Source organism: Leifsonia sp. GW821-FHT13C05 (assembly GCF_058806515.1).
This window is the reverse complement of sequence record NZ_JBXAPT010000001.1, coordinates 742,433-757,253: the sequence shown is the minus strand read 5'-3', so window position 1 is coordinate 757,253 and position 14,821 is coordinate 742,433. Positions and strand designations below refer to the sequence as shown.

17 protein-coding genes are annotated in these 14,821 nt (G+C 69.6%); 8 read left to right on the top strand and 9 right to left on the bottom strand.

Translation table 11 applies throughout. The annotated features are described in order from the left end of the window. Positions 1-45: 45 nt before the first annotated feature. Entirely contained in the window at positions 46-1,062 is a 1,017-nt protein-coding gene (locus tag AC1ROC_RS03680; RefSeq protein ID WP_492998176.1) for an aldo/keto reductase, read from the bottom strand. Between the two features lie 47 nt (positions 1,063-1,109). Between AC1ROC_RS03680 and msrA the strand changes: the two genes are divergently transcribed. From msrA to AC1ROC_RS03665, 3 genes are all read left to right on the top strand, one after another. Next, on the top strand, positions 1,110-1,637 hold the full coding sequence (gene msrA / locus AC1ROC_RS03675) for a peptide-methionine (S)-S-oxide reductase MsrA (RefSeq protein WP_168689318.1): 528 nt from the start codon (positions 1,110-1,112) through the stop codon (positions 1,635-1,637). Between the two features lie 168 nt (positions 1,638-1,805). Further along, on the top strand, positions 1,806-2,225 hold the full coding sequence (locus AC1ROC_RS03670) for a single-stranded DNA-binding protein (protein WP_492998174.1): 420 nt from the start codon (positions 1,806-1,808) through the stop codon (positions 2,223-2,225). Between the two features lie 74 nt (positions 2,226-2,299). Next, positions 2,300-2,863, top strand: a complete 564-nt coding sequence (locus AC1ROC_RS03665) for a DUF6993 domain-containing protein (protein ID WP_492998172.1) — start codon at positions 2,300-2,302, stop codon at positions 2,861-2,863. Between the two features lie 133 nt (positions 2,864-2,996). Here AC1ROC_RS03665 and AC1ROC_RS03660 read toward each other — a convergent pair whose 3' ends face one another. Beyond that, the gene (locus tag AC1ROC_RS03660) at positions 2,997-3,659 is read right to left on the bottom strand and encodes a hypothetical protein (protein WP_492998170.1); all 663 of its coding nucleotides are present in this window, start codon (positions 3,657-3,659) and stop codon (positions 2,997-2,999) included. A 119-nt stretch (positions 3,660-3,778) separates the two neighbouring features. Here AC1ROC_RS03660 and ettA point away from each other — a divergent pair, with 119 nt between their 5' ends. Beyond that, positions 3,779-5,461: an energy-dependent translational throttle protein EttA gene (gene ettA, locus AC1ROC_RS03655; protein ID WP_168689320.1), complete on the top strand. Its 1,683-nt coding sequence runs from the start codon at positions 3,779-3,781 to the stop codon at positions 5,459-5,461. A 41-nt stretch (positions 5,462-5,502) separates the two neighbouring features. Then, positions 5,503-5,979, top strand: a complete 477-nt coding sequence (locus AC1ROC_RS03650) for an acyl-CoA thioesterase (RefSeq protein WP_085368503.1) — start codon at positions 5,503-5,505, stop codon at positions 5,977-5,979. A gap of 6 nt (positions 5,980-5,985) precedes the next feature. Here AC1ROC_RS03650 and AC1ROC_RS03645 read toward each other — a convergent pair whose 3' ends face one another. Next, a complete protein-coding gene (locus tag AC1ROC_RS03645; protein ID WP_492998167.1) occupies positions 5,986-6,414 on the bottom strand; it encodes a QcrA and Rieske domain-containing protein in 429 nt (142 codons plus the stop codon). A 127-nt stretch (positions 6,415-6,541) separates the two neighbouring features. Here AC1ROC_RS03645 and AC1ROC_RS03640 point away from each other — a divergent pair, with 127 nt between their 5' ends. Together AC1ROC_RS03640 and AC1ROC_RS03635 are read left to right on the top strand one after the other, a co-directional pair. Then, positions 6,542-7,051, top strand: coding sequence for a sigma-70 family RNA polymerase sigma factor (locus AC1ROC_RS03640; RefSeq protein WP_492998166.1), 510 nt, complete (start codon positions 6,542-6,544; stop codon positions 7,049-7,051). After that, complete coding sequence (locus AC1ROC_RS03635) at positions 7,048-7,779, top strand: anti-sigma factor family protein (protein ID WP_492998165.1); 732 nt, start codon at positions 7,048-7,050, stop codon at positions 7,777-7,779. Before AC1ROC_RS03640 ends, AC1ROC_RS03635 begins: the two co-directional genes overlap by 4 nt. Before the next feature lie 9 nt (positions 7,780-7,788). Here the strand turns inward: AC1ROC_RS03635 and AC1ROC_RS03630 are convergent, their stop codons facing one another. Further along, entirely contained in the window at positions 7,789-8,658 is an 870-nt protein-coding gene (locus AC1ROC_RS03630; RefSeq protein ID WP_179150728.1) for an acyl-CoA thioesterase, read from the bottom strand. Between the two features lie 41 nt (positions 8,659-8,699). Between AC1ROC_RS03630 and AC1ROC_RS03625 the strand changes: the two genes are divergently transcribed. Continuing rightward, positions 8,700-9,383, top strand: a complete 684-nt coding sequence (locus tag AC1ROC_RS03625) for a DUF8185 domain-containing protein (RefSeq protein WP_492998163.1) — start codon at positions 8,700-8,702, stop codon at positions 9,381-9,383. Here AC1ROC_RS03625 and AC1ROC_RS03620 read toward each other — a convergent pair. From AC1ROC_RS03620 to AC1ROC_RS03600, 5 genes are read right to left on the bottom strand one after another with little or no spacing between them, the layout of a single operon-like run. Beyond that, positions 9,380-11,038 carry an FAD-binding dehydrogenase gene (locus AC1ROC_RS03620; RefSeq protein WP_085368498.1) on the bottom strand — a complete coding sequence of 553 codons (1,659 nt, stop codon included), beginning with the start codon at positions 11,036-11,038 and terminating at the stop codon, positions 9,380-9,382. The two genes, AC1ROC_RS03625 and AC1ROC_RS03620, sit on opposite strands and share 4 nt — an antisense overlap. A gap of 44 nt (positions 11,039-11,082) precedes the next feature. Continuing rightward, the gene (locus AC1ROC_RS03615) at positions 11,083-11,520 is read right to left on the bottom strand and encodes a globin (protein WP_492998160.1); all 438 of its coding nucleotides are present in this window, start codon (positions 11,518-11,520) and stop codon (positions 11,083-11,085) included. 1 nt (position 11,521) lies between these two features. Continuing rightward, positions 11,522-12,721 carry a mechanosensitive ion channel family protein gene (locus AC1ROC_RS03610; protein WP_492998158.1) on the bottom strand — a complete coding sequence of 400 codons (1,200 nt, stop codon included), beginning with the start codon at positions 12,719-12,721 and terminating at the stop codon, positions 11,522-11,524. 55 nt (positions 12,722-12,776) lie between these two features. Beyond that, positions 12,777-13,454, bottom strand: a complete 678-nt coding sequence (locus AC1ROC_RS03605; protein ID WP_085368495.1) for a response regulator — start codon at positions 13,452-13,454, stop codon at positions 12,777-12,779. After that, entirely contained in the window at positions 13,451-14,812 is a 1,362-nt protein-coding gene (locus AC1ROC_RS03600; protein WP_085368494.1) for a sensor histidine kinase, read from the bottom strand. Before AC1ROC_RS03600 ends, AC1ROC_RS03605 begins: the two co-directional genes overlap by 4 nt. Between the last annotated feature and the right edge of the window lie 9 nt (positions 14,813-14,821).

The window sequence follows — 14,821 nt, the reverse complement described above, 5'->3', positions numbered from 1 at the left end:
GCGTCCGCGTCCCCGTGATCAAGGTGTGACAGAACCTGCCCGCCGCTACTCGTCTTCGAGGTGCTCCGTGCCGTCCACGGCGTACGGCTCGATGCTGGCGATCTCGTCCGCGGTGAGTGCTGGTGCGTCGAGCGCGGCGATGTTCTGCTCCAGCTGGGCGACACTGGATGCGCCGATCAGCGCGCTCGTGACGCCCGGCTGCCGCAGCACCCAGCTGAGCGCCAGCTGCGCGAGCGACTGGCCGCGGGCGGCGGCGATGTCGTTGAGCGCGCGGGCGCGTTCCAGGTACACAGGGCTGAGCTGCTTCTCCGACAGGAAGTGGCTGGTGGCCGCGCGGGAGCCGGCGGGCACGGTGCCGTCGAGGTAGCGGTCGGTGAGCATCCCCTGGGCGAGCGGCGAGAAGACGATGCTCCCGGCTCCCACCTTCTCGAGCACGGGGAACAGGCCGTCTTCGATGTGCCTGTCGAACATCGAGTACCGCGGCTGGTGGATGAGCAGCGGGACGCCGTGGTCGGCCAGGGCCGCCGCTGCCGCCGTGGTCTGCTGCGGCGAATAGTTGGAGATGCCGGCGTAGAGCGCCTTGCCCTGCTTCACGGCGGTGGCGAGCGCGCCCATCGTCTCCTCGATCGGAGTCTCCGGGTCCGGCCGGTGCGAATAGAAGATGTCGACGTAGTCCAGCCCGAGACGGCCGAGGCTCTGGTCGAGCGACGACAGCATCGTCTTGCGGGAGCCCCACTCGCCGTACGGGCCGTTCCACATGAAGTACCCGGCCTTCGTGGAGACCACGATCTCGTCGCGGTACGGCAGGAGGTCTTCGCGCAGGATGCGCCCGAAGTTGGTTTCGGCGGTTCCGGCGGGAGGGCCGTAGTTGTTGGCGAGGTCGAAGTGCGTGACGCCGAGGTCGAACGCGCGGCGCACGATGGCGCGCTGGGTCTCGATCGGGCGCTCGTCGCCGAAGTTGTGCCATAGCCCGAGCGACAGGGCAGGAAGCTTCAGCCCGCTGCGTCCGCTGCGGTTGTACGTCATCGTCTCGTAGCGGTTCTCCGCGGGTTCGTAAGCCATGTCTTCATCGTAGGAGAATGGGGAGGATCGAAACGAAAGGGATGTTGATGGACACATATGTCATCGCCGGTGGGTGCTTCTGGTGCCTGGATGCGGTCTACCGTGTCCTCCGCGGCGTGCAGGACGTCGTCTCCGGATACACGGGCGGCACCGCCGTCGACCCCACGTACGAAGAGGTCTGCACCGGCTCGACTGGCCACGCGGAGGCCGTCGCGGTCACCTTCGACCCCGAGGTGATCCCGCCGAGCGTCATCCTCGACGTGTTCTTCACCCTCCACGACCCCACCCAGCTGAACCGCCAGGGCGCCGACATCGGCACCCAGTACCGTTCGGCGATGTTCTACGACGGCGACGAGCAGAAGGCACAGTTCGAAGCAGCCATCGAGCGCGCGAAGACCTACTGGGACGGCACCGTCGTCACCACGCTCGAACCGCTCGGCACCTTCTACCGCGCCGAGGAGTACCACCAGGACTTCTTCGCCAAGAATCCCGGCCAGGGATACTGCCTGGCGGTGGCCCAACCGAAGGTGAACAAGATCAGGGCCTCGTACGCGCCGTATGTGATCGCGGCGTAGCGGGCGCGCGGGCTTCTGCGCCGCGCTTCTCCGTCGCGCCCCTTCCGCCGAGCTCCTCCACAGCATCTGGCCGAGCCGACTTCTCCACAGTTCTCCCGCGCCCTGTCCGGCGCCGACGCCCTCCCCGCAGACTCGGAACACCACAGCGAGCCATCCGAGGAGAGCACCATGAACGACACCATCACCGTCACCGGCGTCGTCGCGACAGACCCGCGGCACATCGTCACCACCGAGGGCCTTTCGGTCACGAGCTTCCGCCTCATCACCACGAACACCGTCTACGACGTGGATGCGGACGCCTGGCAGAACACCCGGTGCAACTGGTTCACGGTCTCCGCATACCGGCAGCTCGCCTCCAACGTGGCCGGCTGCGTCAGCCGCGGCGATCCGGTCCTGGTCACCGGCCGTCTCACCGTGCGCGAATGGTCCGACGGAGACGACCCTTCATCGCGCGGGATCACGGCGGAGATCGAGGCGGACGCCATCGGCCACGACCTCGCGTGGGGGAGCGCGACGTTCGCGCGCACCGTCCAGGGCGTTCGCGCTGTTGACGTTGCAGTCGACGTTCCCTCAGCGACGGCTGTCTAGAATGAGGCATAACGATTCGAGCGCTGCCGTCCAGGCAGCGGCCCGCCCGGGCCGGAGTCCAGCGACGGAGAGCGATGCCCCACCTGCCCAGCCCCCACGCCGCGCCGGCCGCTGCCCGGCCCACCCACGCTCCCGCGGGTGCGACCGCCACCGCGCGCCCACTGCGCCACCTGCTCGCGTCCACCGCCGGGGTGCTCCTCATCGCAGGCTCGCTCGCCGGCTGCGTCGGTGGAACCCCCGCCCCGGCCACGACAGCGCCGACACCATCCTCCACGCCGTCCGCTACGAGCACCCCAGCCGCAGTTCCGGAACTCGTCCCCGGCGGCACCGCCCAGCAGAACCTCCCCTTCTTCGACAAGGTCAACCGGGCCACCCTCGCGGCCAACCCCGCTGCGAAGGGGCGCGACTTCATCGACGCCCTCGTCGCGGCCGGCTTCGACAAGTCGGCCATGCAACTCACGGTCGACACCACCACGATCGGCCTGGCCGCCAACTCGATCCAGTTCTCGGTCAAGCTCGGCGACACCTGCCTCATCGGCCAGAACGGCGCAGACGCGGGCGGCTACAACAGCCTGACCACCCCGGTCCTCGGCACCGGCGGCTGCCTCGTCGGCCAAACCAGGGCGATCGACTGGTAGCGGAGCCCTCCCGCCCGCTGGACCGGCCGACCCCATCCTCCGAACGACGCAGGGCGTAGCACTGATCGGCTTCGGCCGAGCCAGTGATGGACTTCGACCGAGCCAGTGATGAATACGTCTCGTCGGTTCGGCGTCAGTCCGAGCCGGTCCGTTCGGTCACGTCGCTGCCAAGCGAGGCTTCGGCGTTGGTCGGCTCTGGGTGGCGAACGAGACCCAACCAGGCGAAGCCGGTGAAGACGGTTGACTTCTGGTGTGCTCGCATCTCGGCCACGATCGCTCTCCTCGCCTGACCTCGGGCGTAGTCCCGCGCGAGGTCAGGAGTCGGACCGTCCGCTGCCGCCGAGATGAAGGCGTTGATCACTGCGGCCTGTTGCCGGGCGTGATTCCGCCCGGCAACGGTGACCCGATGCCCGCGCGTTCGGCGACGCCCCGCCTCTGTCCACGAGATGCGCAGCATCCGCCAGGTGCGCGAGTCGTTCCAGCCGGTTAGGAAACTGCTCCAGGGTTTCGTGTCACAGCGCGCGGACGAGTCGAGTGGCACCGTGTACGTGCGAAACCAGCTCCGCACGACGAGGCGGTCCGGAAGGAAGTAGACACCCACGAAAAGCGTGCGAATCGCCAGCACCACGAGGCAAGCCGCGATCGTCGCGAGGAGCGGTTCCAGGGAGCGATCGAGCGCCGTCTGGGTCGCGTCCGGATTCAGGAGACCAAGTACGATGGCGCCGGCGAACACGAGTTGCGTGACGAGGCCGTACCACCGCGCCCCGGCGCCGGAGCCCCGCAAACGTGCACCCACCGCTGCCTCCCCGTGACCACGTCGACTGAGGACGCGACCATCATGATGACACGCCACCGCGTCCCGGACCGCCAGCCGGGGCGGACAAGGGCGCTGCGGCAGCCAATAGACTGGACCTCATGGCCGAATACATTTACTCGATGGTGCGCGCCCGCAAAGCGGTCGGCGACAAACTGATTCTGGACGACGTCACGATGGCGTTCCTGCCCGGAGCGAAGATCGGTGTCGTCGGTCCGAACGGCGCCGGTAAGTCGACCATTCTAAAGATCATGGCCGGGCTCGACACCCCGAGCAACGGCGAGGCGAAACTCACGCCCGGGTACACCGTCGGCATCCTCATGCAGGAGCCCGTGCTCGACGAGAACAAGACCGTTCTCGAGAACGTCCAGGAGGGCGTCGGCGAGATCAAGAGCAAGGTCGACCGGTTCAACGAGATCTCCGCGCTGCTCGCAGACCCGGATGCAGACTTCGACACGCTGCTCGCCGAGATGGGCACCCTGCAGGAGCAGATCGACGCCCAGGACGCCTGGGACCTCGACTCCCAGCTGGAGCAGGCGATGGATGCGCTCCGCTGCCCGCCGGGGGACTGGCCGGTCAACACGCTCTCCGGTGGTGAGAAGCGCCGCGTCGCGCTCTGCAAGCTGCTGCTGCAGAAGCCCGACCTGCTCCTCCTCGACGAGCCCACCAACCACCTCGACGCCGAGAGCGTGCTGTGGCTGGAGCAGCACCTGGCCAAGTACCACGGTGCCGTGCTCGCCGTCACCCACGACCGGTACTTCCTCGACCACGTCGCGGAGTGGATCGCCGAGGTCGACCGCGGTCACCTGTATCCGTACGAGGGCAACTACTCCACTTACCTCGAGAAGAAGCGCGAGCGTCTCGAAGTCGCTGGCAAGAAGGACGCGAAGCTCGCCAAGCGCCTCTCCGAGGAGCTCGACTGGGTGCGCAGCAACGCCAAGGGCCGCCAGGCCAAGTCGAAGGCCCGTCTGGCCAGGTACGAGGAGATGGCGGCGGAGGCGGAGCGCACCAGGAAGCTCGACTTCGAGGAGATCCAGATTCCGCCGGGACCGCGTCTCGGCCAGGTCGTCATCGACGCGAAGAACCTGGAGAAGGGGTTCGGCGACCGCAAGCTGATCGACGGCCTCACCTTCACGCTTCCGCGCAACGGCATCGTCGGCGTCATCGGCCCGAACGGTGTCGGTAAGACCACCCTGTTCAAGACGATCGTCGGTCTCGAACCGCTCGACGGCGGCGAGCTGAAGATCGGCGAGACGGTCCAGATCTCCTACGTCGACCAGTCGCGTGGCGGCATCGACCCGAACAAGACGCTGTGGGAGGTCGTGTCCGACGGGCTCGACTACATCCAGGTCGGCAAGACCGAGGTGCCGTCGCGTGCGTACGTGTCGACGTTCGGCTTCAAAGGCCCGGACCAGCAGAAGAAGGCCGGCGTGCTCTCCGGTGGTGAGCGCAACAGGCTGAACCTGGCGCTGACGCTCAAGCAGGGCGGCAACCTGCTGCTCCTCGACGAGCCGACGAACGACCTGGACGTCGAGACCCTGTCCAGCCTCGAGAACGCACTGCTCGAGTTCCCCGGCTGTGCCGTGGTCATCACCCACGACCGGTGGTTCCTCGACAGGATCGCCACGCACATCCTCGCCTACGAGGGCACGGAGGAAGACCCGGCGAACTGGTACTGGTTCGAGGGCAACTTCGAGGCGTACGAGGAGAACAAGGTGCAGCGACTCGGCCCGGACGCCGCCAAGCCGCACCGTTCCGCGTACCGCAAGCTCACGCGCGACTGACACTCGCGTCGGCCGACGAGCACAGACCGAAGGGCTGCCTGATGCGACTGCATGTTCCGATCAAGCTCCGGTGGAGCGACCTGGATGCGTACGGGCACGTCAACAACGCCGAGATGCTGCGTCTCCTGGAGGAGGCGCGCATCGAGGCGTTCTGGGTCACCGACGACGCCGAGGAGGCGGTCGGAGGGTCGACCGCCGTGCTCGACGGGCGGCCGGGCGCAGACACCCTGACGCTGATCGCGCGGCAGGAGATCGAGTACCTCGCCCCCATCCCGTATCTGCGGCAGCCGCTCGACGTGCAGCTGTGGCTGGGCAGGCTGGGCGGGGCGAGCCTGGAGGTCTGCTACGAGGTGCGGTCGCCCGCCGGAACCGAGCCGGAGATCCTGTACTCGCGGGCGGCGACGACCATCGTGCTGGTGGATGCGGCCAGCCAGCGTCCGCGACGCATCAACGAGCGCGAGCGGGCAGCCTGGACGCCGTACCTCGACGACCCCGTGCAGTTCACCAAGCGCGCCTGACGCCGCCTACTTCGTCACGGTGACCGTCTCGCCGGACACGGTGGCGGTCAGCTTCGGGAGCGGCTGGCTGGCCGGTCCGCCGAGCACGTCGCCGGTGGTGGCGTCGAAGCGCGAGCCGTGGCACGGGCAGTCGAACTCCTTGCCTTGCGGTGCGACCGTGCATCCCTGATGGGTGCAGACGGCGCTGAACGCGACCACCTTTCCCGCGGTCGGCTGCGAGACCACGATCGGCGCAGAGCCCATCTTCGCCGAGACGGCGCCTCCGACCGGGATGGACGACAGCGGCACCTTCACGGCGCTGTCCGAGCCCGTCGGCTCTGAGCCGTCGGCGCCGTCCGCGGTGCACGCGGTGAGCAGCAACGCCCCGGCGCCGACGGCGGTGGCACCGCCGAGCTGGACGAGGGTGCGGCGGGTGAGCGGTGTCGAGTCGTTCATGCGGGGTCCTCCCGGTCGGCGTAGCGTTCTCTTACGGTATGCACGAAGCTGCTGTGCGTACGGTTCACCGCGCAGTGTCGCAGCTGAACCTTTTCGCATCCTGTCCCGTGTCTGTGGTGGAGGTGTCATGGCGAACGAGGATGCGCGGCTGCTGCGCGAACTGCACGATCAGCACGCGCAAGCGGTCTGGCGCTACGTGGTGCACCTCACCGGCGACCGGGCGATGGCCGACGACATCGTGCAGGAGACCCTCCTGCGCGCGTGGAAGCGGCCCGCCGTGCTCGACCAGTCGCAGTCGTCGGCGCGGGCGTGGCTGTTCACCGTCGCCCGCAACCTCGTGATCGACGACAAGCGCAGCGCGCGCAACCAGCACGAATACGGCACGGACACCCTGCCGGAGCGGCCGGGCACCAGCGAGTCGGACGCCGTGCTCGACGCCTGGCTGGTGTCGGATGCGCTGGCCGAGCTGTCCGTCGAACACCGCGCCGTGATCGTCCACGCCTACTACGGCGGACGGTCGATCGCGGAGATCTCGCGCGAACTGGACGTTCCGGAGGGGACGGTCAAGTCGCGCATCCACTACGGTTTGCGAGCGCTTCGACTCGCCCTGCAGGAGAGGGGAGTGACGGAGCGATGACCGGACACGAGGAGTTCGCCACCTGGGACGGAGCATACGTGCTCGGGGCGTTGTCGCCCGCCGACCGGCGTGCGTACGAGGAGCATCTGCGCACCTGCGCGGCGTGCTCGGCAGACGTGTCCGAACTGGCCGGGCTGCCCGGCCTGCTGCGGCAGGTGTCAGCGGAAGACGCGTTCGCGCTGCTCGACACGGCACCGGCGGAAGGCACGGCAACAACCGGAGAGACACGCGCCACCGACACCACCGAGTCGGCCCCGGATGTGCTGCCCGCCCTCCTGAGCGCCGCGCGCCGCCGCCGGATGCGCACCCGCTGGTGGACGGCCGGGTCGCTGCTGGCCGCCGCCGCGATCGTCGCCGTGTCGGTGTTCGCTCTCCCCGCCGTGTTCGCGCCGCACACCGACGTGGCGGGCACGAGGGTGACGCTCAGCCAGGTGGAGCCGAGCGCGCTCTCCGCCGACGTCCGGCTCGTCACCGAGTCGTGGGGGACCAGGATCGAATCGAGCTGCAGCTACTCGGAGGTGAGCGGCACAGAGGGCAAGAGCTGGGCGTACGCGATGGTCGTCACCGACCGGTCTGGCACGCAGACGCAGGTCGCCACCTGGACGGCCGGGCCGGGCACCACCGTGAAGCCGACGGCCACCACCAGCGTCGCCAAGGCGGACATCGCATCCATCGACATCCGGTCGGCGGTCGACGGGACGGTGCTGCTCAAGACCACCTTCGGGTAGCGCCGGCACCTAGGCCAGCGGCACCCGCACCATCGCCTCCTGCGCGACGCTCGCCACCAGGCGCCCGTCGCGGCTGAAGATGCGGCCGAGGGCGAGTCCGCGGCCGCCGCTGGCGCTCGGCGACTCCTGCACGTAGAGCAGCCACTCGTCGACGCGCGCAGGACGGTGCCACCACATCGCGTGGTCGAGGCTCGCCGCGCGCAGTCCGGGGGTGGCCCAGGCGACGCCGTGCCTGCGCATCACGGATTCCATGATCGTGTAGTCGCTCGCGTACGCGAGAGCGGCGCGGTGCAGGTCGGGGTCGTCCGGTAGCGCGCCGATCGACCGGAACCAGACGGCCTGGTGGGCGACGTGCTCTCCGTCGACCGTCAGGTAGATGGGGGAGGTGATGTGGCGGATGTCGAACGGCCGCTCGCTCGCCCAGTACTGCGCGACGGGATGTTCCACGTTCTCCAGGCTGTCCGCCGAGTTCGGCAGCGTCTCCGGATCCGGGATGTCCGTCGGCATCTCGACCTGGTGCGTCAGGCCCTCGTCCTCGTCCTGGAACGAGGCGATCATCGACAGGATCGGCTGACCGCTCTGGTACGCCTGAGTGCGCCTGGTCGAGAAGGACCGGCCGTCGTGGATGCGGTCGACGGAGAAGGTGATCGGCAGGTTCACGTCGCCGGGACGCAGGAAGTAGCCGTGCATGGAGTGGATCGCTCGGCCGTCCGGGACGGTGCGGGAGGCGGCGACGATCGACTGCGCGAGCACCTGGCCGCCGAAGACGCGACCGAGCGGCATCCACTGGGAGGGGCCGGTGAAGATGTCTTCGCTGGTCCTCGCGCCGGTGTCCGTCAGATCGAGCGCGGTCAGAAGTGATGCCAGGGGCTCGGTCACTGTGCCTCCATTGAGTTCTCTCTTGGTAGTTTAGACAGCAGATGAGCCAGTCATTTTCTCTCGTGGATTCCCTCGCCGTCGCCGACCTGCAGACATACCTGTCCAGGGCGGCCCGTGTCGAGGAAGGGTCGGTACGCCTGATCGGTGGGTCGGGGGTGCTCGCCGTCTATACGGCGATCCTCTATCCGCGTGGCCTGCTCGACCAGACCCCGACCGTTCTCGGCCTGCGCACGTTCGCGATCGTGCATGGTGCGGACTTCGACGCCGTGGTGCCGATCCGGTCGCTGCTCGACCGGCTGGCGCGCATCGGCGAGGCGATCACGCCTGCCGCCGGTGTCGGGCCCGTCGAGATCCGGATGCCGTTGGAGGTGTCGACCGTCACCTGGGCGGGCATCTCCCCGCCGCGTGGCGGCTGGCGTCCGGTCGGAGAGACCACATACGGCCTGCTGGCGGAGACGGCGAAGGCCGGCATCGCCGAGGTGGCGGAGTCCATCCCGAGCGGCACGGGAGAGCAGCTGGTGCAGCGGGTGCGCGCCGAGGTGTGGGGTCGCCCGATCGACACGCTCGAGTACGTGCCGGCCGGTGCGGCGTTCGCGGCGGAGAGCCTCGGCTTCCTCGCCGAGGGCGAGCCGGTGACGATCCTGGAGACGGGACCGTGGACGCGGCTGACCACCAAGCGCGGCCACATCCTGGTCCGTCGCCAGGCGTGGAGCCTGCGCGCTTAGACGGTCGCCGCGGCGGCTCGCCCTGCCTGGCGGCCGCTGAACAGGCAGCCGCCGAGGAAGGTGCCCTCCAGCGCGCGGTAGCCGTGCACGCCTCCGCCGCCGAACCCGCTCGCCTCCCCGGCCGCGTACAGGCCGGGGATGGGGGAGCCGTCCGCGCCGAGCACGCGCGCATCCAGGTCGGTCTCGATGCCGCCGAGGCTCTTCCTGGTGAGGATGTGCAGCTTCACCGCGATGAGCGGCCCGGCCTTCGGGTCGAGCAGCTTGTGCGGGCTGGCCACCCGGATGAGCTTGTCGCCGCGGTACTCCCTCGCCGCCCGGATCGCGGCGAGCTGCAGGTCTTTGCCGAAGTCGTTGTCGAGCTCGCGGTCGCGTTCCCGGATGTGCCGGGCGACGAGGTCGCTGTCGAGCGGGACGTCGGAGAGCGCCTGCATCCCGGCGAGGAGCTCGTCGATGGTGTCCGCCACCACGAAGTCGGCGCCCTTCTCCTTGAAGGCCTCCACCGGTCCGGGCGCGCCGGGTGAGACACGCTTGGCGAGCAGCCGGAGGTCCTTGCCGGTGAGGTCGGGATTCTGTTCGCTGCCGGACAGCGCGAACTCCTTCTCGATGATCTTCTGGGTGAGCACGAACCAGCTGTAGTCCGAGCCGATCCTGCGCAGGTGCTCCAGGGTCCCGAGCGTGTCGAAGCCGGGGAACAGCGGCGAAGGCAGCCGGTCTCCGCTCGCGTCCAGCCAGAGCGACGACGGGCCGGGCAGGATCCGGATGCCGTGCTGCGGCCACACCGGATCCCAGTTCTGGATGCCCTCGGTGTAGTGCCACATCCTGTCGCCGTTGATCAGGTGCGCGCCCGCCGTCTCTGCGATCCCGAGCATCCGGCCGTCGACGTGGGCAGGCACGCCGGACAGCATGTGCGCGGGCGGCGTGCCGAGCCTGGCGGGCCAGGCGGCGCGGACGAGGTCGTGGTTGCCCCCGATGCCTCCGCTCGTGACGATGACGGCGCCTGCACGCAGCTCGAAGTCGCCGACCTGGTCGCGGTTGCTCGGAGCTCCGCGCTCTGCCGCGTCTTCGGCGAGCACCGCCCCGCGCACCCCGGTGACCCTGCCGTCCTCGACGATCAGCTCGTCGACCCTGTGCCGGTGCAGGACGGTCGCCAGCCCGGTCGCGACGCCGTCCGCGAGGCGCGCGGCGAACGGGGCGACGACGCCCGGACCCGTGCCCCAGGTGATGTGGAAGCGGGGGACAGAGTTGCCGTGGCCACCCGCCGCTCCCGCTCCGCGTTCCGCCCACCCGACGATGGGGAAGAACCGGACGCCCTTCTCGTGCAGCCACGCCCGCTTCTCCCCGGCGGCGAACTGCAGGTAGGCCTCCGCCCAGCGGCGCGGCCAGTGGTCCTCGTCCCGGTCGAAGCCCGCGCTGCCGAACCAGTCCTGCCTGGCGAGCGCGAGCGAGTCGTGCACGCCCATCCTGCGTTGTTCGGGCGAGTCGACGAGGAACAGGCCGCCGAACGACCACCACGCCTGTCCGCCGAGGGATGCGGCCGGCTCCTGCTCGACGATGGTGACCGACTTGCCTGCGTCGAGGAGCTCACCGGCCGCGACGAGCCCGGCGAGGCCGGCTCCGACGACGATCGCATCCGGCTGCTGCGGGGTTCGGCTCATCCTGTGTCTCCTTCGGCACGGTTCTTCCGAGAGAGTATCGCGGTTCAGTCCTCGAACGTGTTGACCATCGCGTGTGCGGCGCGCTCCAGGTACGACCAGAGCGTCTCCTCGGCGAGCGGCGGGAGGTCGAGCTCGTCGACGGCGGCGCGCATGTGCTGGAGCCAGCGGTCGCGGGCGTCCGGGTTGACCTTGAAGGGCATGTGGCGCATCCGGAGCCGGGGGTGCCCGCGCTGCTCGCTGTACGTGCCGGGGCCGCCCCAGTACTGCTCGAGGAACATGGTGAGCCGTTCGGCGGCGGGGCCGAGGTCGTCCTCCGGGTACATCGGCTTGAGCACGGGGTCGTCGGCGACGCCGCGGTAGAACGCGTCGACCAGGCGGCGGAACGTCTCGCGCCCGCCGATCTGGTCGTAGAACGTGGCTGCCGTCTCGCCGCCGGGGTCGCCGGAGTGGCGCGGGGGAGTCGGTTGGATGGGGATGGTCATGTCACTCTGCCGGTGGCTTGGTCTTGGGTGCGTCGTCGCCTGCGCCTGTGGGCGGATTGGCGGCTCCGGGGGTCTTGGGAGTCTGTCCAGTGGCGGGCTTCGCAGCCTTCGCCTCGGCGGCGGGCTTCGCGGCGCCGGTGGTCTTCACCCCGGCGATCCGCAGTGCGCGCGGGTCCGCCGGCGCAGCGCCGGACCGCTTCGCCGCCGCCCGGGCCTTGCGGCCCTTGAGCGGGGTCTCCGGCACCACCGGCGTCGGACGGGTGCGCGGAGGGTGCGCCCCCGTGACGCTCGCCGCGCCGTCGAAGCCGCTCAGCACGATCGCGTTGAGCGACGGCAGCTTCACATCCATCTCGTCGAGGGCGGCCTTCAGGCGCACGCGCAGCTCACGCGACACGTCGTCCCTGGCGGTGGTGCGCGTCTTGATGACGATGCGGATCACCATCGCGTCGGCCGAGATCGACTCGAGGCCCCACAGCTCCGGCTTCTCCAGGATGCGCGAGCGCCACTTCGGGCTGGTCGCGAGCGCGGTCGCCGTCTCCAGCATCTTCGCCTCGACCGCCTCGATGTCCACCTCGTACGGCACGGCCAGGTCGATGATGACGCGCGACCAGCCCTGCGACATGTTGCCGACGCGCAGGATCTCGCCGTTGCGGACGAACCAGAGCGTCCCGTTCACGTCGCGCACCTGGGTGATCCGGATGCCGACCGCCTCCACCACGCCGGTGGCCGGCCCGAGGTCGACGACGTCGCCGACGCCGAGCTGGTCCTCCATCACGATGAACAGGCCGTTGAGGACGTCGCGCACGATGTTCTGGGCGCCGAAACCGAGTCCGGCGCCGATGGCGGCGGAGAGCAGCGCGAACGAGGTCAGCGCGGTCGGAGCGAGGACGCCGATGACCATGACGATCGCGATGATGCCGATGGTCACGTTGACGATGTTGCTGAGCACGGAGCCGAGCGTCCTGGTCCTCTGCACCACGCGAACGGCCGCAAGCGGGGACGCCGAGATGGCCTGGGTGTCCGTCACGTTCTGGTTCTTCTTGACCCCGGTGACGATCTGCCGCACCACGCGGCGGATGACCACTCGCAGGATCCAGCTGAGCAGGAAGGCACCGACGATGATCGAGGCGACGTTGAGCAGCGTCCAGCCGCTCTGAATGGCCCACGCGCCGAAATCAGTCCAGAAGTTCATCTTCACCATAGGAATGCAAGCCTACCGAGGGCCGCCTTGGCGGCCGCTGGACCCGGCGCCACCGTCAGCGCTCGACCAGCCCGTTGTCGTAGGCGAAGATCACCGCGTGCACCCGGTCGCGCAGGTGCAGCTTCGACAGCACCCGCCCGACGTGCGTCTTCACGGTCGACTCGGTGAGGAAGAACTTCGTGCCGATCTCGCCGTTGGAGAGCCCTTCGGCGATGGCCAGCAGGATCTCGCGCTCGCGCGGGGTCAGCGCGGCCGTGGGGTCGGCGCCCGCCGGCTGGCCGGTGGATGCGGCGGGCAGCCGGTCGGCGAACAGTTCCAGCATCGACCTGGTCACCCTCCCGGACACCGCAGCGTCTCCCGCAGCGACCGCCCGGATCGCGTCGGTCAGCTCGCTCGGCCGTGCGTCTTTGAGGAGGAACCCGCTCGCGCCGGCCCGGAGTCCGCCGAACGCGTACTCGTCGAGGTCGAACGTGGTGAGGATGATGATGCGCGCATCCGGGTTGGCCGCCACGATGCGCCGGGTGGCCTCGATCCCGTCGAGCGACGGCATGCGCACGTCCATCAGGATCACGTCGGGCCGGGTCTCGACGGCGAGCCGCACGGCTTCGAGGCCGTCCGCCGCTTCGCCGACCACGTGCAGTCCGGTGTCCGCTTCGAGCACCATCCGGAAGCCGAGCCGGACGAGCGCCTGGTCGTCGACCAGCAGGACGCGGATCGGGTTGTCGTCGGTCACGGGGTGTTCTCCTCGGGGGTGGTGGTCGGGCTGGTCGTCGGCGTCTGGGCCGGTGTCTGTGTGGGCGGCGGTGTCTGCGTTGGCGGCGGGGTCTGCGTCGGCGATGGCGGGATCGCCTCGAGGATCGCGCGCAGCCGCCATCCGCCTCCGGGCTTGGGTCCTGCCTCCAGTCTGCCTCCGTAGAGGGCGACGCGCTCGCTCAGCCCGAGCAGTCCGCGACCGGAACCCTGCCCGAGGGCGCCGTGCACGGCCGCGTCGTCGTCCACGGTGATCTCGATGGTCTCCGTCCCGAACCGGATGCGCACCTCCACCGTCGTCGCGAGCGCCGCGTAGCGCAGTGCGTTCGTCAGCGCCTCCTGCACGACGCGGAACACGGTGAGCTGCTGGCCGGTGTCGGTCGGGGCGACGCCGTCGACCGTGACGCGCACGGGGAGCCCTGCTGCGCGGAAGCGTTCGACCAGTTCACTCAGTTCGCTGACGCCGGGCTGCGGGGCGCGCTCGTCGCCGTCGCCGTCCGTCGCGCGCAGCACGCCGAGGAGGCGCCGCATGTCGCCGAGCGCGCCGCGCCCGGTCTCCGCGACCATCCGCATCGCATCGGCGGAGCGTTCCGGCGAGATCGCGGCCAGCCCGGCGGACCCGTCGGCGAGCGTGATCATCACCGTGAGGCTGTGCGAGACGATGTCGTGCATCTCCCTGGCGATCCTGTTGCGTTCGGCCGTCGCGGCGATCACCGCCTGCTGGTCGCGCTCGCGGGCCAGCTGCTGCGCCCGGTCGATGAGGGCGACGAGGTAGCGGCGCCTGTTGCCGATGTTGATGCCGACCAGCACGAAGAACAGTGCGAGGGAGACGATCACGATCGCCGACGGCACGACGGCGCTGTCGAACGGGTGGAAGATCGCTGCGTGCGCCACGAAGGCCGAGAAGGTCAGCGTGGCGATGGCGAGACCGGAGAGCACCGCGAACCCGATCCAGGCCGCGCGGGCGGAGCGGTAGACCGCAAGGGCGTACAGCGCGTAGAAGGCGGGCACGGGGTCGATCTCGTGGCCGAGGAAGACGGTGATCGCCATGACGGCGGCGCCCACCGCGAACACCGCCACCGGGTTGTGCCTGCGGAGGAACAGGGCTGCGCCGGCGACGGCCGCCAGCCCGACGTACACGCCGAGCTGCCAGCTCGGCTCCACGACCATCCCGATCACGCCGGCGAGCAGCGACGGGAGGAGGTAGCTGGCTGCGACGATGCTGTCGACGACCACCGGATGCGCGGCCATCGTGCGCCGGATGACCCCCGGGGGCCTCGGAAGCTGCAGATCACCCCCGGCCGGAGAGGTCCGGCCGGGGGTGAGCTGTTCGTCTGTCATGCGGAGTGA

Coding starts and splice junctions, on each gene's coding strand:
- ettA (WP_168689320.1), top strand. CDS start 3,779: ATGGCCGAATACATTTACTCGATGGTGCGCGCCCGCAAAGCGGTCGGC.
- AC1ROC_RS03600 (WP_085368494.1), bottom strand. CDS start 14,812: ATGACAGACGAACAGCTCACCCCCGGCCGGACCTCTCCGGCCGGGGGT.
- AC1ROC_RS03645 (WP_492998167.1), bottom strand. CDS start 6,414: ATGAACGACTCGACACCGCTCACCCGCCGCACCCTCGTCCAGCTCGGC.
- AC1ROC_RS03640 (WP_492998166.1), top strand. CDS start 6,542: ATGGCGAACGAGGATGCGCGGCTGCTGCGCGAACTGCACGATCAGCAC.
- AC1ROC_RS03615 (WP_492998160.1), bottom strand. CDS start 11,520: ATGACCATCCCCATCCAACCGACTCCCCCGCGCCACTCCGGCGACCCC.
- msrA (WP_168689318.1), top strand. CDS start 1,110: ATGGACACATATGTCATCGCCGGTGGGTGCTTCTGGTGCCTGGATGCG.
- AC1ROC_RS03680 (WP_492998176.1), bottom strand. CDS start 1,062: ATGGCTTACGAACCCGCGGAGAACCGCTACGAGACGATGACGTACAAC.
- AC1ROC_RS03665 (WP_492998172.1), top strand. CDS start 2,300: ATGCCCCACCTGCCCAGCCCCCACGCCGCGCCGGCCGCTGCCCGGCCC.
- AC1ROC_RS03635 (WP_492998165.1), top strand. CDS start 7,048: ATGACCGGACACGAGGAGTTCGCCACCTGGGACGGAGCATACGTGCTC.
- AC1ROC_RS03625 (WP_492998163.1), top strand. CDS start 8,700: ATGAGCCAGTCATTTTCTCTCGTGGATTCCCTCGCCGTCGCCGACCTG.
- AC1ROC_RS03670 (WP_492998174.1), top strand. CDS start 1,806: ATGAACGACACCATCACCGTCACCGGCGTCGTCGCGACAGACCCGCGG.
- AC1ROC_RS03620 (WP_085368498.1), bottom strand. CDS start 11,038: ATGAGCCGAACCCCGCAGCAGCCGGATGCGATCGTCGTCGGAGCCGGC.
- AC1ROC_RS03610 (WP_492998158.1), bottom strand. CDS start 12,721: ATGGTGAAGATGAACTTCTGGACTGATTTCGGCGCGTGGGCCATTCAG.
- AC1ROC_RS03650 (WP_085368503.1), top strand. CDS start 5,503: ATGCGACTGCATGTTCCGATCAAGCTCCGGTGGAGCGACCTGGATGCG.